General features: G+C 35.9%; 18 protein-coding genes. 10 read left to right on the forward strand and 8 right to left on the reverse strand.

Translation table 11 applies throughout. The features are described from left to right. Positions 1-4 precede the first annotated feature (4 nt). The 4 genes from ACXAGJ_RS14565 to ACXAGJ_RS14580 form a co-directional block, all read right to left on the reverse strand. Complete coding sequence (locus ACXAGJ_RS14565) at positions 5-1,348, reverse strand: deoxyguanosinetriphosphate triphosphohydrolase (RefSeq protein WP_474841094.1); 1,344 nt, start codon at positions 1,346-1,348, stop codon at positions 5-7. An 84-nt stretch (positions 1,349-1,432) separates the two neighbouring features. Further along, positions 1,433-3,895 (reverse strand): ribonucleoside-diphosphate reductase subunit alpha, encoded by a 2,463-nt coding sequence (locus ACXAGJ_RS14570; protein WP_474840894.1) that lies wholly within the window; start codon positions 3,893-3,895, stop codon positions 1,433-1,435. Positions 3,896-4,215: 320 nt separating this feature from the next. Then, positions 4,216-5,193, reverse strand: a complete 978-nt coding sequence (locus ACXAGJ_RS14575) for a ribonucleotide-diphosphate reductase subunit beta (protein WP_474840895.1) — start codon at positions 5,191-5,193, stop codon at positions 4,216-4,218. Between the two features lie 392 nt (positions 5,194-5,585). Continuing rightward, entirely contained in the window at positions 5,586-6,155 is a 570-nt protein-coding gene (locus ACXAGJ_RS14580; protein WP_474840896.1) for a DUF3109 family protein, read from the reverse strand. Between the two features lie 112 nt (positions 6,156-6,267). On the opposite strand from ACXAGJ_RS14580, the gene ACXAGJ_RS14585 reads away from it, so the two are divergent. Together ACXAGJ_RS14585 and ACXAGJ_RS14590 are read left to right on the forward strand one after the other, a co-directional pair. Then, the gene (locus ACXAGJ_RS14585) at positions 6,268-6,840 is read left to right on the forward strand and encodes a MarC family protein (protein ID WP_073315772.1); all 573 of its coding nucleotides are present in this window, start codon (positions 6,268-6,270) and stop codon (positions 6,838-6,840) included. Between the two features lie 33 nt (positions 6,841-6,873). Next, positions 6,874-7,068 (forward strand): hypothetical protein, encoded by a 195-nt coding sequence (locus ACXAGJ_RS14590; protein WP_474840897.1) that lies wholly within the window; start codon positions 6,874-6,876, stop codon positions 7,066-7,068. 18 nt (positions 7,069-7,086) lie between these two features. On the opposite strand, the gene ACXAGJ_RS14595 is transcribed toward ACXAGJ_RS14590, so the two are convergent. From ACXAGJ_RS14595 to ACXAGJ_RS14610, 4 genes are all read right to left on the reverse strand, one after another. After that, positions 7,087-7,392, reverse strand: coding sequence for a hypothetical protein (locus ACXAGJ_RS14595; RefSeq protein ID WP_073315774.1), 306 nt, complete (start codon positions 7,390-7,392; stop codon positions 7,087-7,089). A gap of 9 nt (positions 7,393-7,401) precedes the next feature. Continuing rightward, positions 7,402-8,988 (reverse strand): S41 family peptidase, encoded by a 1,587-nt coding sequence (locus ACXAGJ_RS14600; protein ID WP_474840898.1) that lies wholly within the window; start codon positions 8,986-8,988, stop codon positions 7,402-7,404. Further along, on the reverse strand, positions 8,988-9,419 hold the full coding sequence (locus tag ACXAGJ_RS14605; protein WP_073315776.1) for a deoxycytidylate deaminase: 432 nt from the start codon (positions 9,417-9,419) through the stop codon (positions 8,988-8,990). The genes ACXAGJ_RS14600 and ACXAGJ_RS14605 overlap by 1 nt, the downstream gene beginning before the upstream one ends. Before the next feature lie 86 nt (positions 9,420-9,505). Next, the gene (locus ACXAGJ_RS14610; protein ID WP_073315777.1) at positions 9,506-10,090 is read right to left on the reverse strand and encodes a HupE/UreJ family protein; all 585 of its coding nucleotides are present in this window, start codon (positions 10,088-10,090) and stop codon (positions 9,506-9,508) included. A gap of 328 nt (positions 10,091-10,418) precedes the next feature. On the opposite strand from ACXAGJ_RS14610, the gene ACXAGJ_RS14615 reads away from it, so the two are divergent. The 8 genes from ACXAGJ_RS14615 to ACXAGJ_RS14650 are packed head-to-tail and all read left to right on the forward strand — an operon-like array spanning position 10,419 to position 18,401. Continuing rightward, the gene (locus ACXAGJ_RS14615) at positions 10,419-10,826 is read left to right on the forward strand and encodes a prepilin-type N-terminal cleavage/methylation domain-containing protein (protein WP_073315835.1); all 408 of its coding nucleotides are present in this window, start codon (positions 10,419-10,421) and stop codon (positions 10,824-10,826) included. Positions 10,827-10,836: 10 nt separating this feature from the next. Continuing rightward, positions 10,837-11,310, forward strand: coding sequence for a hypothetical protein (locus tag ACXAGJ_RS14620; protein ID WP_474840899.1), 474 nt, complete (start codon positions 10,837-10,839; stop codon positions 11,308-11,310). Then, positions 11,310-12,722, forward strand: coding sequence for a GspE/PulE family protein (locus ACXAGJ_RS14625; protein WP_474840900.1), 1,413 nt, complete (start codon positions 11,310-11,312; stop codon positions 12,720-12,722). Before ACXAGJ_RS14620 ends, ACXAGJ_RS14625 begins: the two co-directional genes overlap by 1 nt. A 32-nt stretch (positions 12,723-12,754) precedes the next feature. Then, positions 12,755-14,974, forward strand: coding sequence for a type II secretion system protein GspD (locus tag ACXAGJ_RS14630; protein ID WP_474840901.1), 2,220 nt, complete (start codon positions 12,755-12,757; stop codon positions 14,972-14,974). Next, positions 14,974-16,185 carry a hypothetical protein gene (locus ACXAGJ_RS14635; protein WP_474840902.1) on the forward strand — a complete coding sequence of 404 codons (1,212 nt, stop codon included), beginning with the start codon at positions 14,974-14,976 and terminating at the stop codon, positions 16,183-16,185. The genes ACXAGJ_RS14630 and ACXAGJ_RS14635 overlap by 1 nt, the downstream gene beginning before the upstream one ends. Next, the gene (locus ACXAGJ_RS14640) at positions 16,169-16,687 is read left to right on the forward strand and encodes a hypothetical protein (protein ID WP_474840903.1); all 519 of its coding nucleotides are present in this window, start codon (positions 16,169-16,171) and stop codon (positions 16,685-16,687) included. Before ACXAGJ_RS14635 ends, ACXAGJ_RS14640 begins: the two co-directional genes overlap by 17 nt. A 13-nt stretch (positions 16,688-16,700) precedes the next feature. Then, on the forward strand, positions 16,701-17,456 hold the full coding sequence (locus tag ACXAGJ_RS14645; RefSeq protein ID WP_474840904.1) for a hypothetical protein: 756 nt from the start codon (positions 16,701-16,703) through the stop codon (positions 17,454-17,456). A 3-nt stretch (positions 17,457-17,459) separates the two neighbouring features. Then, the gene (locus ACXAGJ_RS14650; RefSeq protein WP_474840905.1) at positions 17,460-18,401 is read left to right on the forward strand and encodes a hypothetical protein; all 942 of its coding nucleotides are present in this window, start codon (positions 17,460-17,462) and stop codon (positions 18,399-18,401) included. Positions 18,402-18,403: the final 2 nt, after the last annotated feature.

Raw genomic sequence — 18,403 nt, forward strand, 5'->3', positions numbered from 1 at the left:
TTTTTTATATTTTCAATCCTTTTATCTTTTGAAACTTCAACAAAGCATTCCCATCGGTAAGGCTTGCTACAAAATTACTGATGCTGATCAATCTTGTATATACCTCTTCATTTTGATAGTCAAAGTTATGACCTTCGGCTCTTAAAATCAGCTTGTCGTAATTCGAAGCTTCTCCAGCATTATATCGATCTGCGGCTACGCAATATTGATCAAGCAATGTAGCTAAGATCTCATATCCCGCGATCTCTTTTTCGGTGACTTCCTGACTTTGATAAATCTTATCTATACTAATCTTAATGATGTCGTTAATTTGGGCATCATATTTACTCTTATCTATTAATGCAGTATCAAAAGTACCCGATAAGATTTTCTCTTCGTTATCTATAAAAATACTTGCTGCCTCTTGTATCAATATATTGATTGCCAAAGATCTTAAATACCCCAATCGATCTGCAGTAGTTGTAAGTTGGTTATACTTTGTTGTATTAATGGTTTCCTTTACCAATTTGATCAAATATTCTAAGGCATATTCTTCTTCTATTAGCCCCAAATTAATCCCATCTTCAAAATCGATAATCGTATAACAAATATCATCTGCAGCTTCTACCAAATATGTTAATGGATGCCTGCTATAGGTAGTTTCCCCTTTGATGTTTTGTTTCAATAAGCCCACTTCTTCGGCTACTTCATCAAAGAAGATCTTTTCATTCTGAAAAAAACCATATTTCTTATGTGCAATATGAGATGTTGGCTTTTTGGGTAATGAAGCTTTAGGATACTTCATAAAAGCTCCTAAGGTGGCATACGACAAACGTAACCCGCCTTCGATGCCTTCACGGGATTCGGTTAGAATCTTAAACCCATTTGCATTACCTTCAAAATCAATCAAATCCTGATATTGTTTTGGAGTAAGCTGTTCCTTGTATTGTTTCCCTCTTCCTGTTTTAAAATACTCGCCTATTGCTTTTTCTCCGGAGTGTCCAAAAGGAGGGTTCCCTATATCATGTGCCAAAGCAGCGGCTGCTACAATAGCTCCAAAATCATTAAACTGATACCCATGTATCGTCGAGAGATGCGGATGTTTTTCCAGAATCTTTTTTCCTACTACTCTTCCCAAAGATCTTCCTACTACCGAGACCTCTAAACTATGTGTCAACCGAGTATGGACAAAGCTAGTTTTGGAGAGTGGTATGACCTGTGTTTTATCCTGTAAACTTCTAAAGGCCGATGAGAAGATGATACGATCATAATCTACTTCGAATCCTAATCGGGTTTCATCTTGTTCTTTGCGTAGTCTTTTATTTTTATCTCCATATCGTTTTAAGGATAGGAGTTGTTCCCAATTCATCATATTTTTTAAAGAAAATTCGAATATACAAAAAAGGGAAGCACCCTTTAATACTTCCCTTTTTTCTCTATATAAATCTAGGTCTTAAGACCCACACATTAAACAATCATCTCCTTCGCCTTCTTTGGCCTGAGCTATTAGTGCTCTTAGCTCCTCTGGAGATAGCGAAGTTCCCTCTGGTGTTACAGGATCTTGTGCTGGTTGCTCCTTAGCTGCTTGTGCTTCCATTACTTGTGCAGCGGCTACGGCTACTTTTTCGGCTTGTGGTTCTTCTTTCTTATCATTTTTAAGTGTAAACTTAATCGCATCTACCGCAGACTTTGTTCTCAGGTAATACATTCCTGTTTTTAAGCCACTTTTCCAGGCATAGAAATGCATTGAGGTTAGTTTTGCCATTGTAGCTCCTTCCATGAACAAGTTCAATGACTGAGACTGATCGATAAAGTACCCTCTATGACGAGACATATCGATAATGTCTTTCATACTCATTTCCCAAACGGTCTTATATAATTCTTTAAGATCTTGCGGAATGATATCGATATTCTGAACAGATCCATTAGCACGCATAATGGCATCTTTTAAATTATCATTCCATAACCCAAGCTTCACTAAATCTTCTAGTAAGTGCTTATTTACCACGATAAACTCTCCTGACAACACACGTCTGGTATAAATATTACTGGTGTATGGTTCAAATGCCTCATTATTCCCAAGGATTTGAGATGTAGATGCTGTTGGCATTGGCGCTACTAATAAGGAGTTACGCACTCCATTTTTAAGTACTTGCTTACGCAACTTTGCCCAGTCCCAACGACCACTTAATTCTTCATCTTTAATTCCCCATAGGTTGTACTGGAATTCTCCTTTAGAGATTGGAGACCCTTCATAACTCTGGTATGGACCATCTGCTTTGGCTTCTTCCATAGAAGCGGTTACCGCAGCAAAGTACAAGGTTTCAAAAATCTCTTGATTCAATTTTTTAGCCTCATCACTGGTAAATGGTAAACGTAACTGGATAAAAGTATCTGCTAATCCTTGCACTCCTAATCCAACAGGACGGTGGCGCATGTTAGAATTTTCAGCTTCTTTAACCGGATAGTAATTACGATCGATCACTCTATTCAAGTTTTTGGTAACTCGTTTTGTAATTCTAAACAGTTCTTTATGATCAAACTTTCCGTTCTTAACAAACATTGGCAATGCGATAGAAGCCAGGTTACATACCGCTACTTCATCTTCGCTTGTGTACTCCAAAATCTCAGTACATAAATTAGAAGAACGAATAGTTCCTAAATTTTGCTGGTTTGATTTGCGGTTCGCAGCATCCTTATACAACATATAAGGTGTACCTGTTTCTATCTGAGATTCCAGAATCTTCTCCCAAAGCTCTCTTGCCTTAATGGTTCTTCTACCTTTTCCTTCTTTCTCGTAACGCGTATACGTTTCTTCAAACTCGTCGCTATGCATGTCAAATAACCCAGGACACTCATTAGGACACATTAATGTCCATTCTGCATCATCCTGCACTCTCTTCATGAACAGATCCGGAACCCACATTGCATAGAATAAATCACGAGCACGCATTTCTTCTTTACCGTGGTTCTTTTTCAAGTCTAAGAAATCAAAAATATCCGCATGCCATGGCTCTACATAGATCGCAAAAGATCCCTTCCTCTTTCCTCCTCCTTGGTCTACGTAACGAGCTGTATCGTTATATACTCGTAACATTGGTACAATTCCATTCGAAGTACCGTTAGTTCCTGCAATATAAGACCCAGTAGCTCGAATATTATGAATAGACAATCCTATTCCTCCCGCAGACTGTGAAATTTTTGCAGTTTGTTTTAATGTATCATAAATACCATCGATGCTATCGTCTTTCATTGTCAATAAGAAACATGAAGACATCTGTGGTTTTGGTGTTCCCGAATTGAACAACGTTGGCGTAGCATGCGTAAAGTACTTTTTCGACATCAACTCATAGGTCTCGATAGCAGCATCCAAATCATTTAAATGGATACCGATAGAAACCCTCATCAACATATGCTGCGGACGCTCTGCAATTTTCCCATTGATTTTCAACAAGTACGAACGCTCTAATGTTTTAAAACCAAAATAATCATACCCAAAATCACGATTATAAATAATCGTTGAATCCAACTTTTCTTTGTTAGCCATGATCACTTCATATACTTCATCAGAGATCAAAGGTGCTTTCTTTTCTGTTCGAGGATTAACATATTCATAAAGATCTGTTACCACTTCAGAAAATGTTTTCTTGGTATTTTTATGCAAGTTAGAGACAGAGATACGAGCAGCAAGTTTCGCATAATCAGGGTGTGTTATTGTCATCGTAGCTGCTATTTCAGCAGCAAGATTATCTAACTCACTAGTTGTTACTCCATCATACAATCCTTCTATCACTCTCATCGCCACCTTTACGGGGTCAACTAGTTGATTTAGTCCATAACATAATTTTCTTACCCTTGCGGTAATCTTGTCGAACATAATTGGTTCTTTGCGCCCATCTCTTTTTACTACATACATACTGTCTTTTGGTTTTTAAAACTTTCTTCCTTACGAAGAAATTGATGTTAATTTGTGTTACTTATATTCCTAAATTCGAAAATCAAAAAATATTACCCTCCTTAATGACCAACATTAAGGCGTGAGATCTTGTGAACTCCATTCATATTGAACAGAATTTATCTGATACTATATTATAAATTGACTGACTTTCGTCCCTTTTTTTTGTGTAAGCTCTTTTTATCGAACTTTATCAAACTGAGCTAATCGATACTAAACAGAAGAAACGTTTTTGACTAGCTCAGAATGAATATATCTTAATTCTGATCGATTTTTAATGATTAAAAATCAGCGTCAAAACTTATTTTATTGTTCTCGTCATCTTTATTAAGCACTCCCGCTTTCTGGTATTCTGAAACTCGCTTTTCAAAGAAGTTTGTTTTCCCTTGTAATGAAATCATATCCATAAAATCGAATGGATTTGAGGTCCCATACTCTTTTTCACAACCTAGTTCTACTAATAATCTATCCGTAACAAATTCAAGATACTGTGTCATTAACTTCGCATTCATCCCAATTAAGCTTACCGGAAGTGATTCCGTAATAAACTCTCTTTCGATATTTAATGCATCGATAAGAATTTGTCTAATCCTCTCCTTAGGCACCTTGTTTACCAAGTGGTTGTTATGTAAATGAACTGCAAAATCACAATGCACGCCTTCATCTCTTGAGATCAACTCATTAGAAAAAGTAAGCCCTGGCATTAATCCTCTCTTCTTTAACCAGAAAATCGAACAGAATGCTCCAGAAAAGAAAATCCCTTCTACTGCTGCAAAAGCTATTAAGCGCTCTGCAAACGAATCAGACTCGATCCATTGTAACGCCCAATCTGCTTTCTTCTTGATTGCAGGGAAATTTTCTATCGCCTTGAATAAAACATCTTTTTCTTTTTCGTCCTTTACATAAGTATCTATAAGTAAAGAGTACGTTTCAGAATGAATGTTTTCCATCATGATTTGAAATCCGTAAAAGAATTTAGCTTCACTATATTGAACTTCGTTTACAAAATTCTCTGCCAAATTCTCATTTACAATTCCGTCTGAAGCTGCAAAAAAGGCCAAAATATGCTTGATAAAATAACGCTCATCATCAGTAAGCTTTGTACCCCAATCTGTAATATCCTGGTGTAAATCTATTTCTTCAGCAGTCCAAAAACTAGCTTCAGATTTCTTATACCATTCCCAAATATCATGATGTTGAATTGGAAAAATTACAAATCGGTCTTTATTTTCTTGCAAAATTGGTTCTACAGCACTCATCTTAATTTTTTTAACTTTTCTTGACGATTTTTTGTTTCTAAAGGGTCTTACAAAGATCAAAAAATAGGGAAGATGTTCTACTAAAAGTTAATAAACGTTTTCAACAAAGTTTTCAACACGAGTAAGATTACCCCTTCTCGTTAAACAAAACCAAAAATAAAATTAAACAACTGTATATCAAGTTATTGCAAGACTTTGAAAAAGATATCAACAGCCCTGTTAGCAACCTCGTGAAGTCCCGTTTTCACACTTATTCACACCGTTTTTACCTATAAAAACTCTGGTTCACCAAATCATCGATTTACGGGATAACCGTAACCTAGTTCTAAGTGAAATTTTAACAAAAAAAGTTGAAAATAATTTGAAATTGTAATGAATTTAGGATCTAGGAATTACTTTTTTAACCCTTCGGCAACTTTTTCTAATTCCATATACCAGTCCTCTCCAAATTTTCTGATCAGCGCCTCTTTTACGAACTTATAAACCGGTACTTTTAACTCTTTCCCCAAAGTACACGCATCATCACATATTTCCCATTTATGATAGTTCACTGCAGCAAACTCTGTATACTCTTGCACCCTTACCGGATACAGATGACATGAGATTGGTTTTTTCCAATCCACCTTACCTTGGTTATAAGCTTGTTCGATAGCACAAGAAGCGGTCCCACGATCATCAAAAACAACATAGGCACATTCTGCACCATTAACCAAAGGCGTTTCAAGGTCGTTATTAGCCGTTTTAATATATACTCCTTGACTTTCAACAGCCGCTATACCTTCTTTTCGTAAATAAGGTTTGATTATCGGATAGACTTCTTCCAGCTTCTGAATTTCAGCTTCTTCCAAAGGAGCCCCTGCCTCACCCGCTACACAACATATTCCTTTACAAGCAGAAAGATTACAAACAAAATCTTTCTCCACAATATCCTCTGAAACTATAGTTTTTCCTAACTGAAACATGGCGCTAAGATACTTTTAATAGCTTATAATTTTACAAATTATTCACCTTTTTATAATACCTTTATTAAATTAAGACTGTTTACATTTGCACAAATTTTGAAACCATCAACTTATGAACTTTGATTTAAAAGAAATTTTGACAGCCAGCATGATCTTATTTGCGGTCATTGATATCATAGGAAGCATCCCTATCATTATTGACTTACGCAAAAAGGTAGGTCATATTCAAAGTGAAAAAGCCTCTATCGTAGCAGGCTTACTTATGATTGTTTTTTTATTTATAGGAAAAGAAATCCTTAATCTGATCGGAATTGATGTGAATTCTTTTGCGGTTGCCGGATCCTTTATCCTATTCTTTATTGCTTTAGAAATGATTTTGGGCGTGCAATTGTATAAAGATGATGCCCCAGAGACTGCTGCAGTGGTTCCTTTGGCTTTTCCGCTAATTGCCGGAGCCGGTACAATGACCTCTATTTTATCGCTAAGAGCAGAGTATCAACCTATTAATATTGTAATTGCTATTGTCATTAATATTATCTTTGTCTATGTCGTACTTAAATCTTCTGGAAGAATCGAAAAGGTTCTGGGGAAACAGGGGATTAATGTGGTTCGAAAGATTTTTGGAGTCATATTATTAGCTATTGCAGTTAAGCTATTTGCTACTAATATTAAAGGGTTGTTTTAACCATTCGTTTTACCTTATTAAATACATTAAATTTTGAAGTATTTTATATATTCACTAATTGCTATTGCTACAGGATTACTCATTTTCAACATCTTTCATTTAGATTTCAATGATTTGTTTGAGGAAGAAAGCAAAACTGCACTCATTGGGATATTTGCATCGGCATGTGTTATCATTTTAATGCTTATTTTACTGATCTCCAAAAAGATTCAGGAAAAGAACAAGTAACTTGAGAACTTCTATCTTTTAGAACAAGAAAAAACAAGCGATAATAACAGGAGGTATAGAGATCACCATAAGGATCATGAAAAAATTATGCAGCTTCCTGCACAACAGTGCTCTTTTTAATGATTTTTTGAGCTGAGCATCGTTTGAACTTTTCATATGCTCCCGAATTACATCGGCAGAAACGTAAGAGGTATCCACTAATATATCATGTTTCAAAAAAATGGATGCACTGTTATCCAACAGTCGGAAAGCTACCGCTATGATAAAGAAAAAAAGTGGAGAACACACCGCAATGGCAACAAGATATTCTTTTAATTCTGACATAAAAATGAATTAGTCGTTTTCAGAAAGTGATAACACCTTTTTAATCATAGCGTCATCTTCATTAATAATTTTCTCAAAGGCGTTGGTCCCAAACAATTGTTGCGCCATGGTTGCCTTCAAATATTTTTTTAACTGATCCTGATAATTTTGCAATTCTATTTCTACTCCTATTCTACGAGAAAACAGCATAAACCCTTCAGCAAACTCGTCATCTATTTCAACTTCTTCACTAAACTGTTCTTCTGAAAGTTCGTTATAAAAAATTCTTTTCTTATCCAATTCTTCAAATACATAACGTCCCATTCGCCCAGAACGCAATAAATAGTTTAACGTCTCTCCAACTCTGGTGGTATCCTTACTTACAAATATATCTGGGATAATTCCACCACCTCCATATACTATCTTACCACCTGGAGTTTTAAATTTCAGAGAATCTGCAACTTTAATACTATCTGCACTAATCATTTCTCCATTCTTATATCTGGTAAGGTACTCATTAAAATATTCTTTATTCCCATTTCCATATGGCTTTTGGATAGACCTCCCTGTCGGTGTATAATATCTGGAAATGGTAAGCCGAACGGCACTTCCATCTCCCAAGGCCATTTCTCGCTGTACCAAACCTTTTCCATAAGAGCGCCTTCCAACAATGACACCTCGATCGTTATCCTGTATGGCTCCAGCAAAAATTTCGCTGGCAGAAGCCGAATTTTCATTAATCAACACATATATCTTCCCTTTTTCAAAGTCTCCTTTCTGTGTCGCATAATTATTTTCGATAGCACCCTTTTTATTCTTCGTAAACATAATCAGCACATCATCTTCCAAAAACTCGTCAGCCATTCTAAGTGCCGGAGCGATAAAACCACCTCCATTATCTCTCAAATCAACGACTAGTGATTTTACATTTTTATCTTTTAAATGGTCCAGTTCTGTTTTGAATTCCTTGTATGTAGTTTCTGCAAATCTATTGACCTTAATGTATCCCATATTATCGGATAACATATAAGCTGCATCAACACTTTTCAAAGGCACTCTTCCTCTTTTCACCAAAACATCAAACACTCCAGTGCCCTTGCGAAATACTTTGAGTTGTACCTGACTATTAATTTCACCTTTTAATTTATCCGCTAGCCGCTCTCTTAACAAACTTTCTCCGTACAAAGTGTCATTATCAGCCATAAGAATTCGATCACCCGCCTTGATTCCAGATTGCTCACTAGGTCCTCCTTTGATGGTGTTGATCACAGAAATGGTATCTCTAAATGGATAATAGGTAACTCCTATCCCAATAAAATCACCTTGCATACTTTCTGTAATTCCTTCCAACTCTTCTGGAGGAATATACACTGAATGGGGATCTAAATTTTCAAGAATTCTGTTTACAGTAACATCGACAATACTATCGGTATTGATTTCATCTACATATTCATAGTCGATGTAATCAATCAACCGATTGAGTTTTTCTTTTTTTGCATTAGAAGCAAATAATTTGGTAGAAGGGTTGCTACTGAAATCCAGTTTGCTACCTAAAAACACCCCCACTCCCACAGCTACTCCTAAAAACAAGGGCAAGTATTTTTTTGAATATCCCATTAATCTTCTAAATCCGTAATCTGTTCTATTTCTACTCCGGCTTTGGCAAGAAAAGCAAGCCCGGAATCATCTTTATACGCTACATGATACACCACTCGTTCAATTCCGGCTTGGTGAATCAATTTACTACACTCTCTACATGGTGATAATGTAATGTACAAGGTTGCTCCTTTACAAGACTGCGTAGAAGAGGCAACTTTCAGAATTGCATTAGCCTCTGCATGCAGCACATACCACTTTGTATATCCTTCTTCATCTTCGCATGGATTTTCAAAACCTGTTGGGGTCCCGTTAAATCCATCGGAGATTATCATTCTATCTTTTACAATAACCGCACCAACTTTCTTTCTTTCGCAATGCGATAATTTCCCCCATTCTCTAGCAATTCGTAAGTAGGCTTTATCATACTTCAGTTGTTTTTCCTTAGACATAGGGTAGATCGACTTGTATTAGCTTAACATTCAAAATACGAATATATTATTACCATGTGGCAAATACAACCCTAAACATTACTTAATTACCAAATTTTATTTTCGACAAGCATAGGGATCACCATTCCTATAACTACTGAAGATGCAATCAAAATCCATTCGCGTTTTGAAAATCGGAGTAATGATACGAAGACGAAACTTACGATCAGCACAAAAAACACAATAACAACTTGTGCCGCTTCTACTCCTAAAGCAAATTCGATAAGTGGTAAAATTTTTGAACTTGTATTACTGCTAATTGCTTTAAAATAAGTTGAAAAACCAAATCCGTGTATGAGCCCAAAAAATAACGTAGCACCATACAAAATGAATACTTTATCATTTTTGGAACCCGATTTTGAGGTGAAAACATTATACAAAGCTGTAAGTAGAATCGTAACTGGAATTAAAAATTCTATAAGTCTTGAATTTACGGAAACCACATTGTAGGCTGCCAAAAAAAGAGAAATCGTATGTCCTACAGTAAATAAGGTAACTAGTAATAATATTCTTTTCCAATTATCAAAGGTATACCCAACAATCAGAACGATTAGAAAAAGTATATGATCATAGGCGGTCCAATCCAGCACATGACTAAAGCCAAGCTTTATATAAAGCCAAAATTCTGACATATTTATGGTTTTTGAGGTTTCGCTAATGTACAATTTAAAAGGAGAATCCTAAAATTTGCTATTAAATCTTATTCAAAAGTTCATCAAACGATCAAATCTGTAATGTTAATTTCATCTTAAAAAGATTAGCAAAGTTATTGTTGCTCAATTAGCTACATAAATCTACAGGTTTTTACCCACGTACTCTCTTCAAAAGCCTTATAAAAGCAAGGAATCAAAAAAAATTACACTTTTGAGGGTAACATTTGTATTAGAAATGCAACCTTTAATAAACGAAAAAGTATATTTTTGTCAGCTGTCTCCTCCTAAATTTATTAAAACACTAGTTATGAACGCCAAGATATACAAGCTTAAAGCTTTTAATCTTCAGGAAATGTTATTGGTATTGGCCATTATTGGGATCTTATTACTCATCGCATTACCTAACTTTTTGCCATTGATTGCGCAAACCAAGGCTCAAGAGGCAAAAATACAGTTAAGTACAATCAGTAACATGCAAACGCAATATCGGTATTTGAACTCCAAATATTCTTTGGATTTTTCTGAAATCAATTATGAAGCTCCAACCACTGTACAAAATGGTGGTACTGCCAATTATAGTTACGAAATTATTGAAGCTTCTGTTTCAAATTTTAAAGCTAGGGCTACCGCAGTAGTTGACTTTGATGGAGACGGCACTTTCAACGTTTGGGAAATTGATGAAAAAGGGAGTCCAAAACAGATAGTAAAAGATTAATATGCTGATTTTGAAAGGACTTATTTTGCTTAGCCTTGGAGCTATCATCTATCAGGATATCAAAAGTCGTGAGGTATATTGGTTTTTGTTGCCCGTTCTGATGCTCCTGTTTGGATATCAGCATTATCAAAATGTTATATCTATTCACTTTATCAATGCGGTTCTGATGAATATGGCCATTATCACATTAGTACTTTCTGTATTGTACATCTATACTTTTTTAAAGATCAAAAAGTCCTTTTTTAAAGAGGTTTTCGGTCCAGCAGATGCCCTATTCTTTTTTGCACTGGCTATCGCTTTCCCGACGGTTACTTTTGTGATCATCTTTGTGTTTTCCCTGTTGTTTTCATTGATTACATGGATCGTCCTTAAGCATAAAAGCAATTACAATACGATTCCCCTGGCTGGATATATGTCCTGTTTTGTATTATTTATTTTTGTCGCCAATTGGCTCACAACATCTATTAATTTATTCCTGATATAATGAGTGTAGATCGTTTTGACATACCCGTACATTTAAAACAGTTGATCACTTCGAATCAGGCGTTTCATTATAGAATTGTACCTGTTCTAAAAGAAGAGGACACTATTCATTTTAAAACCGACAACCAACAAAATGGAAGTCTGGAAAAAGAACTCTCTATTATTCTCAACAAACGTATTGTTTTAATAGAAGAGACTTCCGAAAATTTACAATCTTATCTAACTCTTAACTATAGAAAAACCAGTACCTCGCAAGAACAACTACATTACGAGGACAACTTCTTACAAAAGCTAATTGCCACAGCAAAAGATTTTGGAAGTAGTGATATCCATATGGAGCCCTACGAGAAGTTTTGCAGAGTACGTTTTAGATTAGATGGGAAACTTAAAGAAATGTACACGATCACCAAAAAGGAATTTCCTCAATTGGTGAATCAAATCAAGATCCAATCTGGTTTGGATATTTCTCAGAAAAGGCTCGCTCAAGACGGACGTATTACGTTCAAAAATGGGAACGAAGAATTTGATATCAGGGTATCTACAATGCCTACTTTGTACGGAGAGAAAATTGTGTTGCGATTGCTGAATCGAAATACGCAACAAGTACAACTTAACGATCTTGGCTTTACTGAACAAGAACTTGAAATATACAGAGAAGCAGTAAAAAAACCGCAAGGAATCATTTTGATCTCTGGACCTACAGGTTCTGGTAAGACAACTACCCTGTACGCTACGCTAAAAGAGCTCAACAAAGAAGTATCCAACATCCTTACCATAGAAGATCCTATCGAATATACGCTCGAGGGTATCAATCAGGTTCAATTGCGAGAAGATATTGAATTTGATTTCCCTGCTGCTTTACGTGCCTTTTTACGTCAGGATCCAGATGTAATTATGGTCGGTGAGATTCGAGATGATAAAACGGCAGCAATGGCTATAAAAGCAGCGCTAACTGGTCACTTGGTACTCTCTACTATACATACGAATTCGGCTTGGGCTACCATCTCAAGGTTAATCGACATGAATGTACCTTCTTTCTTATTGGCAAGTACCTTAACCATGAGTATTGCTCAAAGACTGGTACGTAAATTATGTCCGCATTGTAAACAAGAAAAACATGCTGAGGCCAAAGATTTCCCACTTGGATTTGAGATTCCTGAAGCATTAAACACACATTATGTCCCTGTTGGTTGCAATCATTGTTATCAAACGGGCTACCTGGGTAGAAAAGCAATTTATGAGATATTACCAATAACCAAAGAACTGGAAACCACGATACGGCATAACGAATTACAAATAGATGATTATATCGCCGAAAACAATATAAAAACATTAAAAAGCAACGCCATACGCCTGGTACTTGAAGGTCATACTTCTGTAGAAGAAGTGTATGCCATTCTGGCTACGAATTAAAAGTAATGACCTTGGAAAACAACGAATAGAAAATGAAAAAAAATATACTTATCATCGGTTTTATTTTGTGTTTAGGAGCACTGTCTTTTGCGCAGCAACCTCCTGCAAACACAACTAATGAACAAAACCGAATTGCTACCATAGAGAACAAACTAAAACTTTTTGCTGTAGATGTTCCTGCTTTGTCTGACCCCGTGAACATTAATATCTCTAATACGAATCTCCTTAATTTTTTAAGAGCAGTTTCTCAAGTAAACAAAATAAATATTAGCGTTTCTGAAGAACTAAGCAGCATTAACATCATTAATGGATTTAATAATGTAAGTGTACAGGAACTACTGATCTTTTTGACAAAAGAATATCAATTAGATATTGATTTTACAGGAAATATTCTCTCAGTTCGAAAGTATACTCCTCCGGTTCAAGCTCCTGTAGAAAAAGAAATTATCGCCAATTATGATGTAAGTAGAGAAACTCTATCTACAGATTTTAATAATGATCCGCTCCCAAAAGTATTTAGAAAAATAACAGAGATTTCTGGTAAGAATCTTTTGTATTCCCCAGATTTAAACGGTAAAAACCTAACACTTTTCATTACCGATGTCCCTATCGATTTAGCGCTTAGAAAGCTTGCAGAGGCCAATAATTTAGAATTCAATAAAACACGCGATGGTTTTTATGAATTCGAATCTATTTTGGGTGCCAATGATCCTAATGGTGCTTCCCGACCAAGAAGAAATCGAAATAATTTTTATTATACCGTAGTTGATTCTATCAACAGAGTTATTTCTGTCGATTTAAAAAACACACCTATTGCCGATGTGGTTTATAATATTACCGAAGATCTCAACCTAAATGTGTTTACTGCATCACCTCTAGAGAATGCAGGTAATGTAACGGTAAAAGCTGAAGCCATAAGTTTTGATGATTTATTGACCAAGATTTTTGAAAGTAATAATAACGAAACGACTACTAATACTAGTAACAACAATTCTCAAAATTACAATAACAATCAAGGGAATAACCCACAAGGGTTTCAAAACAACTCGCAACCGAGTTCTTCGAATTTTACGTTTAAAAAAGAAGGAAATGTATACTATTTTGGTACAGAAAACCAACTTACGGTAAAGAAGATTGAATTGGTACAAATGATGCATCGATCTATCGCAATGCTTGGTGATGCTAATCCTTCGACCTCTTACGGAAACAGTTTTGGTGGTGGCGGTAATTTTGTAACCGGAGGGACCAATTTTTTTGGTAACAATCAAAACAACGGATTTAATCAAAACAATTTAAACTCCCGAAACAGACTTAATAATACTGCAAGAAATACCTCTAGCGGATCTTCACAAAGTAGTGAAGCTGGCTCTATTTCATCTATTTTTCCAGCAAGTATTACGCAAGGTCTAGACATTAAAATTGACACCGAACTCAACAGTTTTGTAGTAAGTGGATCAGGGACCAAGGTTGAAAAATTCAAAAACTTTATAAAATATATTGACAAGCCTGTTCCGTTAATTCTAATCGAAGTAATGATCCTAGAGGTCAATCGAAGTGCAACGGTAGAAACAGGAGTAGAATTTGGATTGGGCGAAGAACCTGTAAACGATCAGGGAGTAGCTTTCCCGAGTGCCAATATCACTTTGGGTGCACAAACCATCAACAGAATCATCGGAGGTTTTGATGGATTTGGCTCCTTAAACCTTGGGAATGTAGTTCCTAATTTTTACCTGGATATTAAGGCTATGGAAACCAACGGAAATGTCAAGATACTGTCCACTCCAAAGTTAAGTACGCTTAATGGGCACAAGGCCTATCTATCTAGTGGTCAAACCACCTATTATGCGGTTACTAGTCAGAATATTTTCGGTTCTCAAAACCCGCAAACGTCTGAGATCGTTAACTATCAGCCTATTGATGCCGAATTGGCCTTAGAATTTAAACCATTTGTTTCTGGAGATGGTCAGATCACCTTAGATATTCAAGTGATCCAGTCCAATTTTAGTGGAGAACGAATTGCTGAAGATGCTCCACCAGATATCAATAGCCGCAGATTCTCTTCAATCATGCGTATGCAGGCAAATGATGTCGCTATTCTAGGAGGTATCGAGCAAAAAGTAAAAAATGATTCGGGTTCTGGAGTACCTCTACTCTCAAGAATCCCTGTAATCAAATGGCTTTTTAGTAAAAGAGTACGGGAAGATTCAAAAAGAAGGTTAAACGTAATTATTAAGCCTACGGTATTTTATTAATGATACAACAAGTATTATCATATAACCCAACTGGAAAAACTTTTTTGGCTCTCGAGCATTCGGGTCAGAATGGCTCATCTCCTATTCAAGCCATACTCGTGTTGTTAAAGAAAGGAGAACTGGATATTGTCAAAAGTTTTTCTGTTCAACAAATTTCTGATATACCGGATCTTCAGAAAAGTCTACATAAAGTTAGTTTAGCTATTACTGATGATAATGTTCTGGTCAAAGAAGTAAACAACATCAATTCTGATGCCGAGGTTTTATCTGATGCTTTTCCTAATTTAAACCTAGAGGACTTTTATTATCAAGTGCTAAAAACCCAGAATAAATCCTTTGTTGCCGTATGCAGAAAACAATATGTCGATGAGTTGATTGATAACTATCAAAAAGAAGGGATTACCATTACCGACATTTCCCTGGGAAATCTAAAACTAGCATCGATAGTAACGTATATATCAAATGATGAGTTGATCACTAATAGCGGTGTCATTCAAATTCAGAATGAAGAGATTACTGCCATTTTACCAAAAAACGACACTTTAGAATTACCATATAGTATTGATGGGCTTTCGGTAAACAGTACTCATTTACTCCCATTGTCCATGATTATTGATGCATTATCACAACAAGCTGGGATTACGGGTAATATAGAAGAAAAAAATGCGCATTTACAGCAGCAGTACAAGGAGGTTTCTTTTTTCAAAAAAGCACTGCAATACGGAGTTGGCTTTTTACTGATCACCCTACTCATCAATTTCTTTGTTTTTAATTCAAAATATAAAAAATGGCAAGGGTTACAAGAAGAAATCCAGGTATACACTAACCAAAATGAAAGCATCAAAAAGCAGCAATCCGTAGTACTTACCAAAGAAGCTATTGTAAATAGCATATTGACCACTGGGTTTTCTAAAAGTTCATTTTACATGGATCAAATCGTACAATCACTACCCACTTCGGTATTACTAACATCATTTACGTATCAGCCTATTTCCAAAACAATACGTGCCGATAAACCAATATCCATAAAAGAACATACAATTTCTGTAACAGGAACCTCGATTGATAAAGCCAATTTTACAGTTTGGTTAAACACCATTGAACACTTGGATTTCGTGAATACGGTAACCATCATAAATTATGGAGCGAGTACAAATAATACTTCAAGTTTTGAAATAACCATTGACTTAGCACATGACACAACGAAATAAAAATATTCTTTTAGTCTCGGGCTTGATAGTGATGCTGTTTTTTGCGTATCGCTTTGGGTTTTCTAAAACTTTTGCAATAAGTAGCGAAGTCGATAAGCTTGAAGCTCAAAAACAAGCCTATCAGTCGGCTCCAGCACAATTGGCGGCATTATCTAACAAAGAAAAACAACTGGATGCAATTCTGGAACAAAACAATGTAGAAGGAAGTTCATTACAAAATAACATACTAAAGACATTAAATACGCTATCCAATGAATCTGGCTTTACGATTATCGCATTTGAAGAACCTCATATTTTTACAGATGAAGAAAGCAAAAAAACAACGACCACCTATAATTTTACACTGCAAGGAGATTACAAGGCGCTAATTAATGTCATCTATGCTTTGGAACAGAAATATAGTTTTGGAAATGTTGTTCAAATGCAGTTTGAAAAGAAGAAGAATTTCAGAACACGAAGCACCTATTTACAATGTAATATTTTATTACAACGATTAAATTAAAATGAAGAATTACATGAAAAGATATTCATATATGAATCACAATAAAAAATACGTTCTACTGCTATTTGCAATGATAGTATTGGTGTCCTGTCATAGCATTAAGGTACACAAAACTAACATGCACACCTCGACTACAGCACCTGTAGCTATAGGTGTGATTGGTTTGCAGGATAACGGAATGCTACAATCAGATTTTAGAGAAGTTGCGTTACCTAAGTACGAAAGTGCTATTCGACTAGGGGTTTCTAGAGTACAGTTTGATTCAAACACCTACAAAACGTATTTACGGCAATCTGGAGGCAACAAACACAACATTACTTATATCGATAGCTTAGACATCAAACCTTCCTTCTTGAAACTGGAAATTTTGGATCAGATCTCATTGCTTTCTGAACTGAAAAAAGAAGCAAATGCCCATGTTACCGAATTTATCGGAAGTCAAAAAGATGCTGTATTGGTCTCTGCAGTTTCGTTAGCGATGGAACCACAATCCATACAAGAAATTTTGGATGCCGAAGCTGTATTTTTAGTAAATCAAAACTACAAGCAATATCAAATTTCTTTGGTTCGAGGTGGCAAGTCTTACAAAACCATAGATTTTGCGGCGACTTCTATATTTGGATATCACCTATCTCATTTTTGCTGGAGTGCCAACTCCAAAAGAAAAATCGTTATTTCTGATCTTATTGATGAAAACTCTTCTTGCCCCAAAAACTCCTATCGGTACGAACGGAAGGCAAAAGAAAAAACAGATTATTTTAAACTATAAACCATGAAAAAGATGATGAAAAAGCCAATTATATATTCCCTACTATTCATAGGAATCCTGTTTGGATGCGAAGAAGCGTTTATAGAAGAGGACCTTACGGACGCTATCATTTCTATCATTGCTCCACAAGATGGAGCGCAGATTGAAGATGCCTCAATAAACTTTAGCTGGACAGAAGTTGACCAGGCTACTTCTTATCGTCTTCAGGTAGCTAGACCCAATTTTGAAAACGCAGCACAAATTGTATTAGACACTACAGTTGCTACTTCAAATTTTAATGCTACTCTAGCTAAAAATAGCTATGAATGGCGTGTAAGAGCGCAAAATTCTGGTTCGGCCACAGCATACAATGGAGCTCAGTTTAGTGTAATTGAAGCTGCTGATTTTTCTTCTAGAGAAGTACTATTAACTTCTCCAGAAAATGAGCTTACTACAAATATCGTAGCCCAAACGTTAACATGGCAAGTGGTTCCCGATGCCAATACCTATCGAATTCAAGTGCTCAATACTAATGATGAAGTACAGCAAGAAGAAACTATCAATCAAACGTCTCTAGCGATTACCTTCCCCGAAGGTGTTTCAAGATGGCAGGTACGTGCAGAGAATGCAACACAAAGCACACTGTACACTACAAGAACATTAACCCTGGATACTATGGATCCTAATACACCTGTAGGTACAGCTCCGGCAAACGATGCTACTTTAACAGATGCTGAAGTTACGTTTAGTTGGACCAGAGAAGCAGTACAGGGTTCTGTAGAATTTGACAGCATCTATATTTTTGAAGATCAGGCTCTAACTCAACTGGTCACCAAAGATCGGGTTACATCACCTTCAGAAATTACTCTTGAAGCAAGCAAGACGTATTATTGGTTTTTGAAAGCATTTGATGAAGCACAAAATGAAAGTGCAAATAGTACAACACTTAGATTTACTATAAACTAAAC

The organism is Aquimarina sp. AWH4_224 (assembly GCF_056160245.1).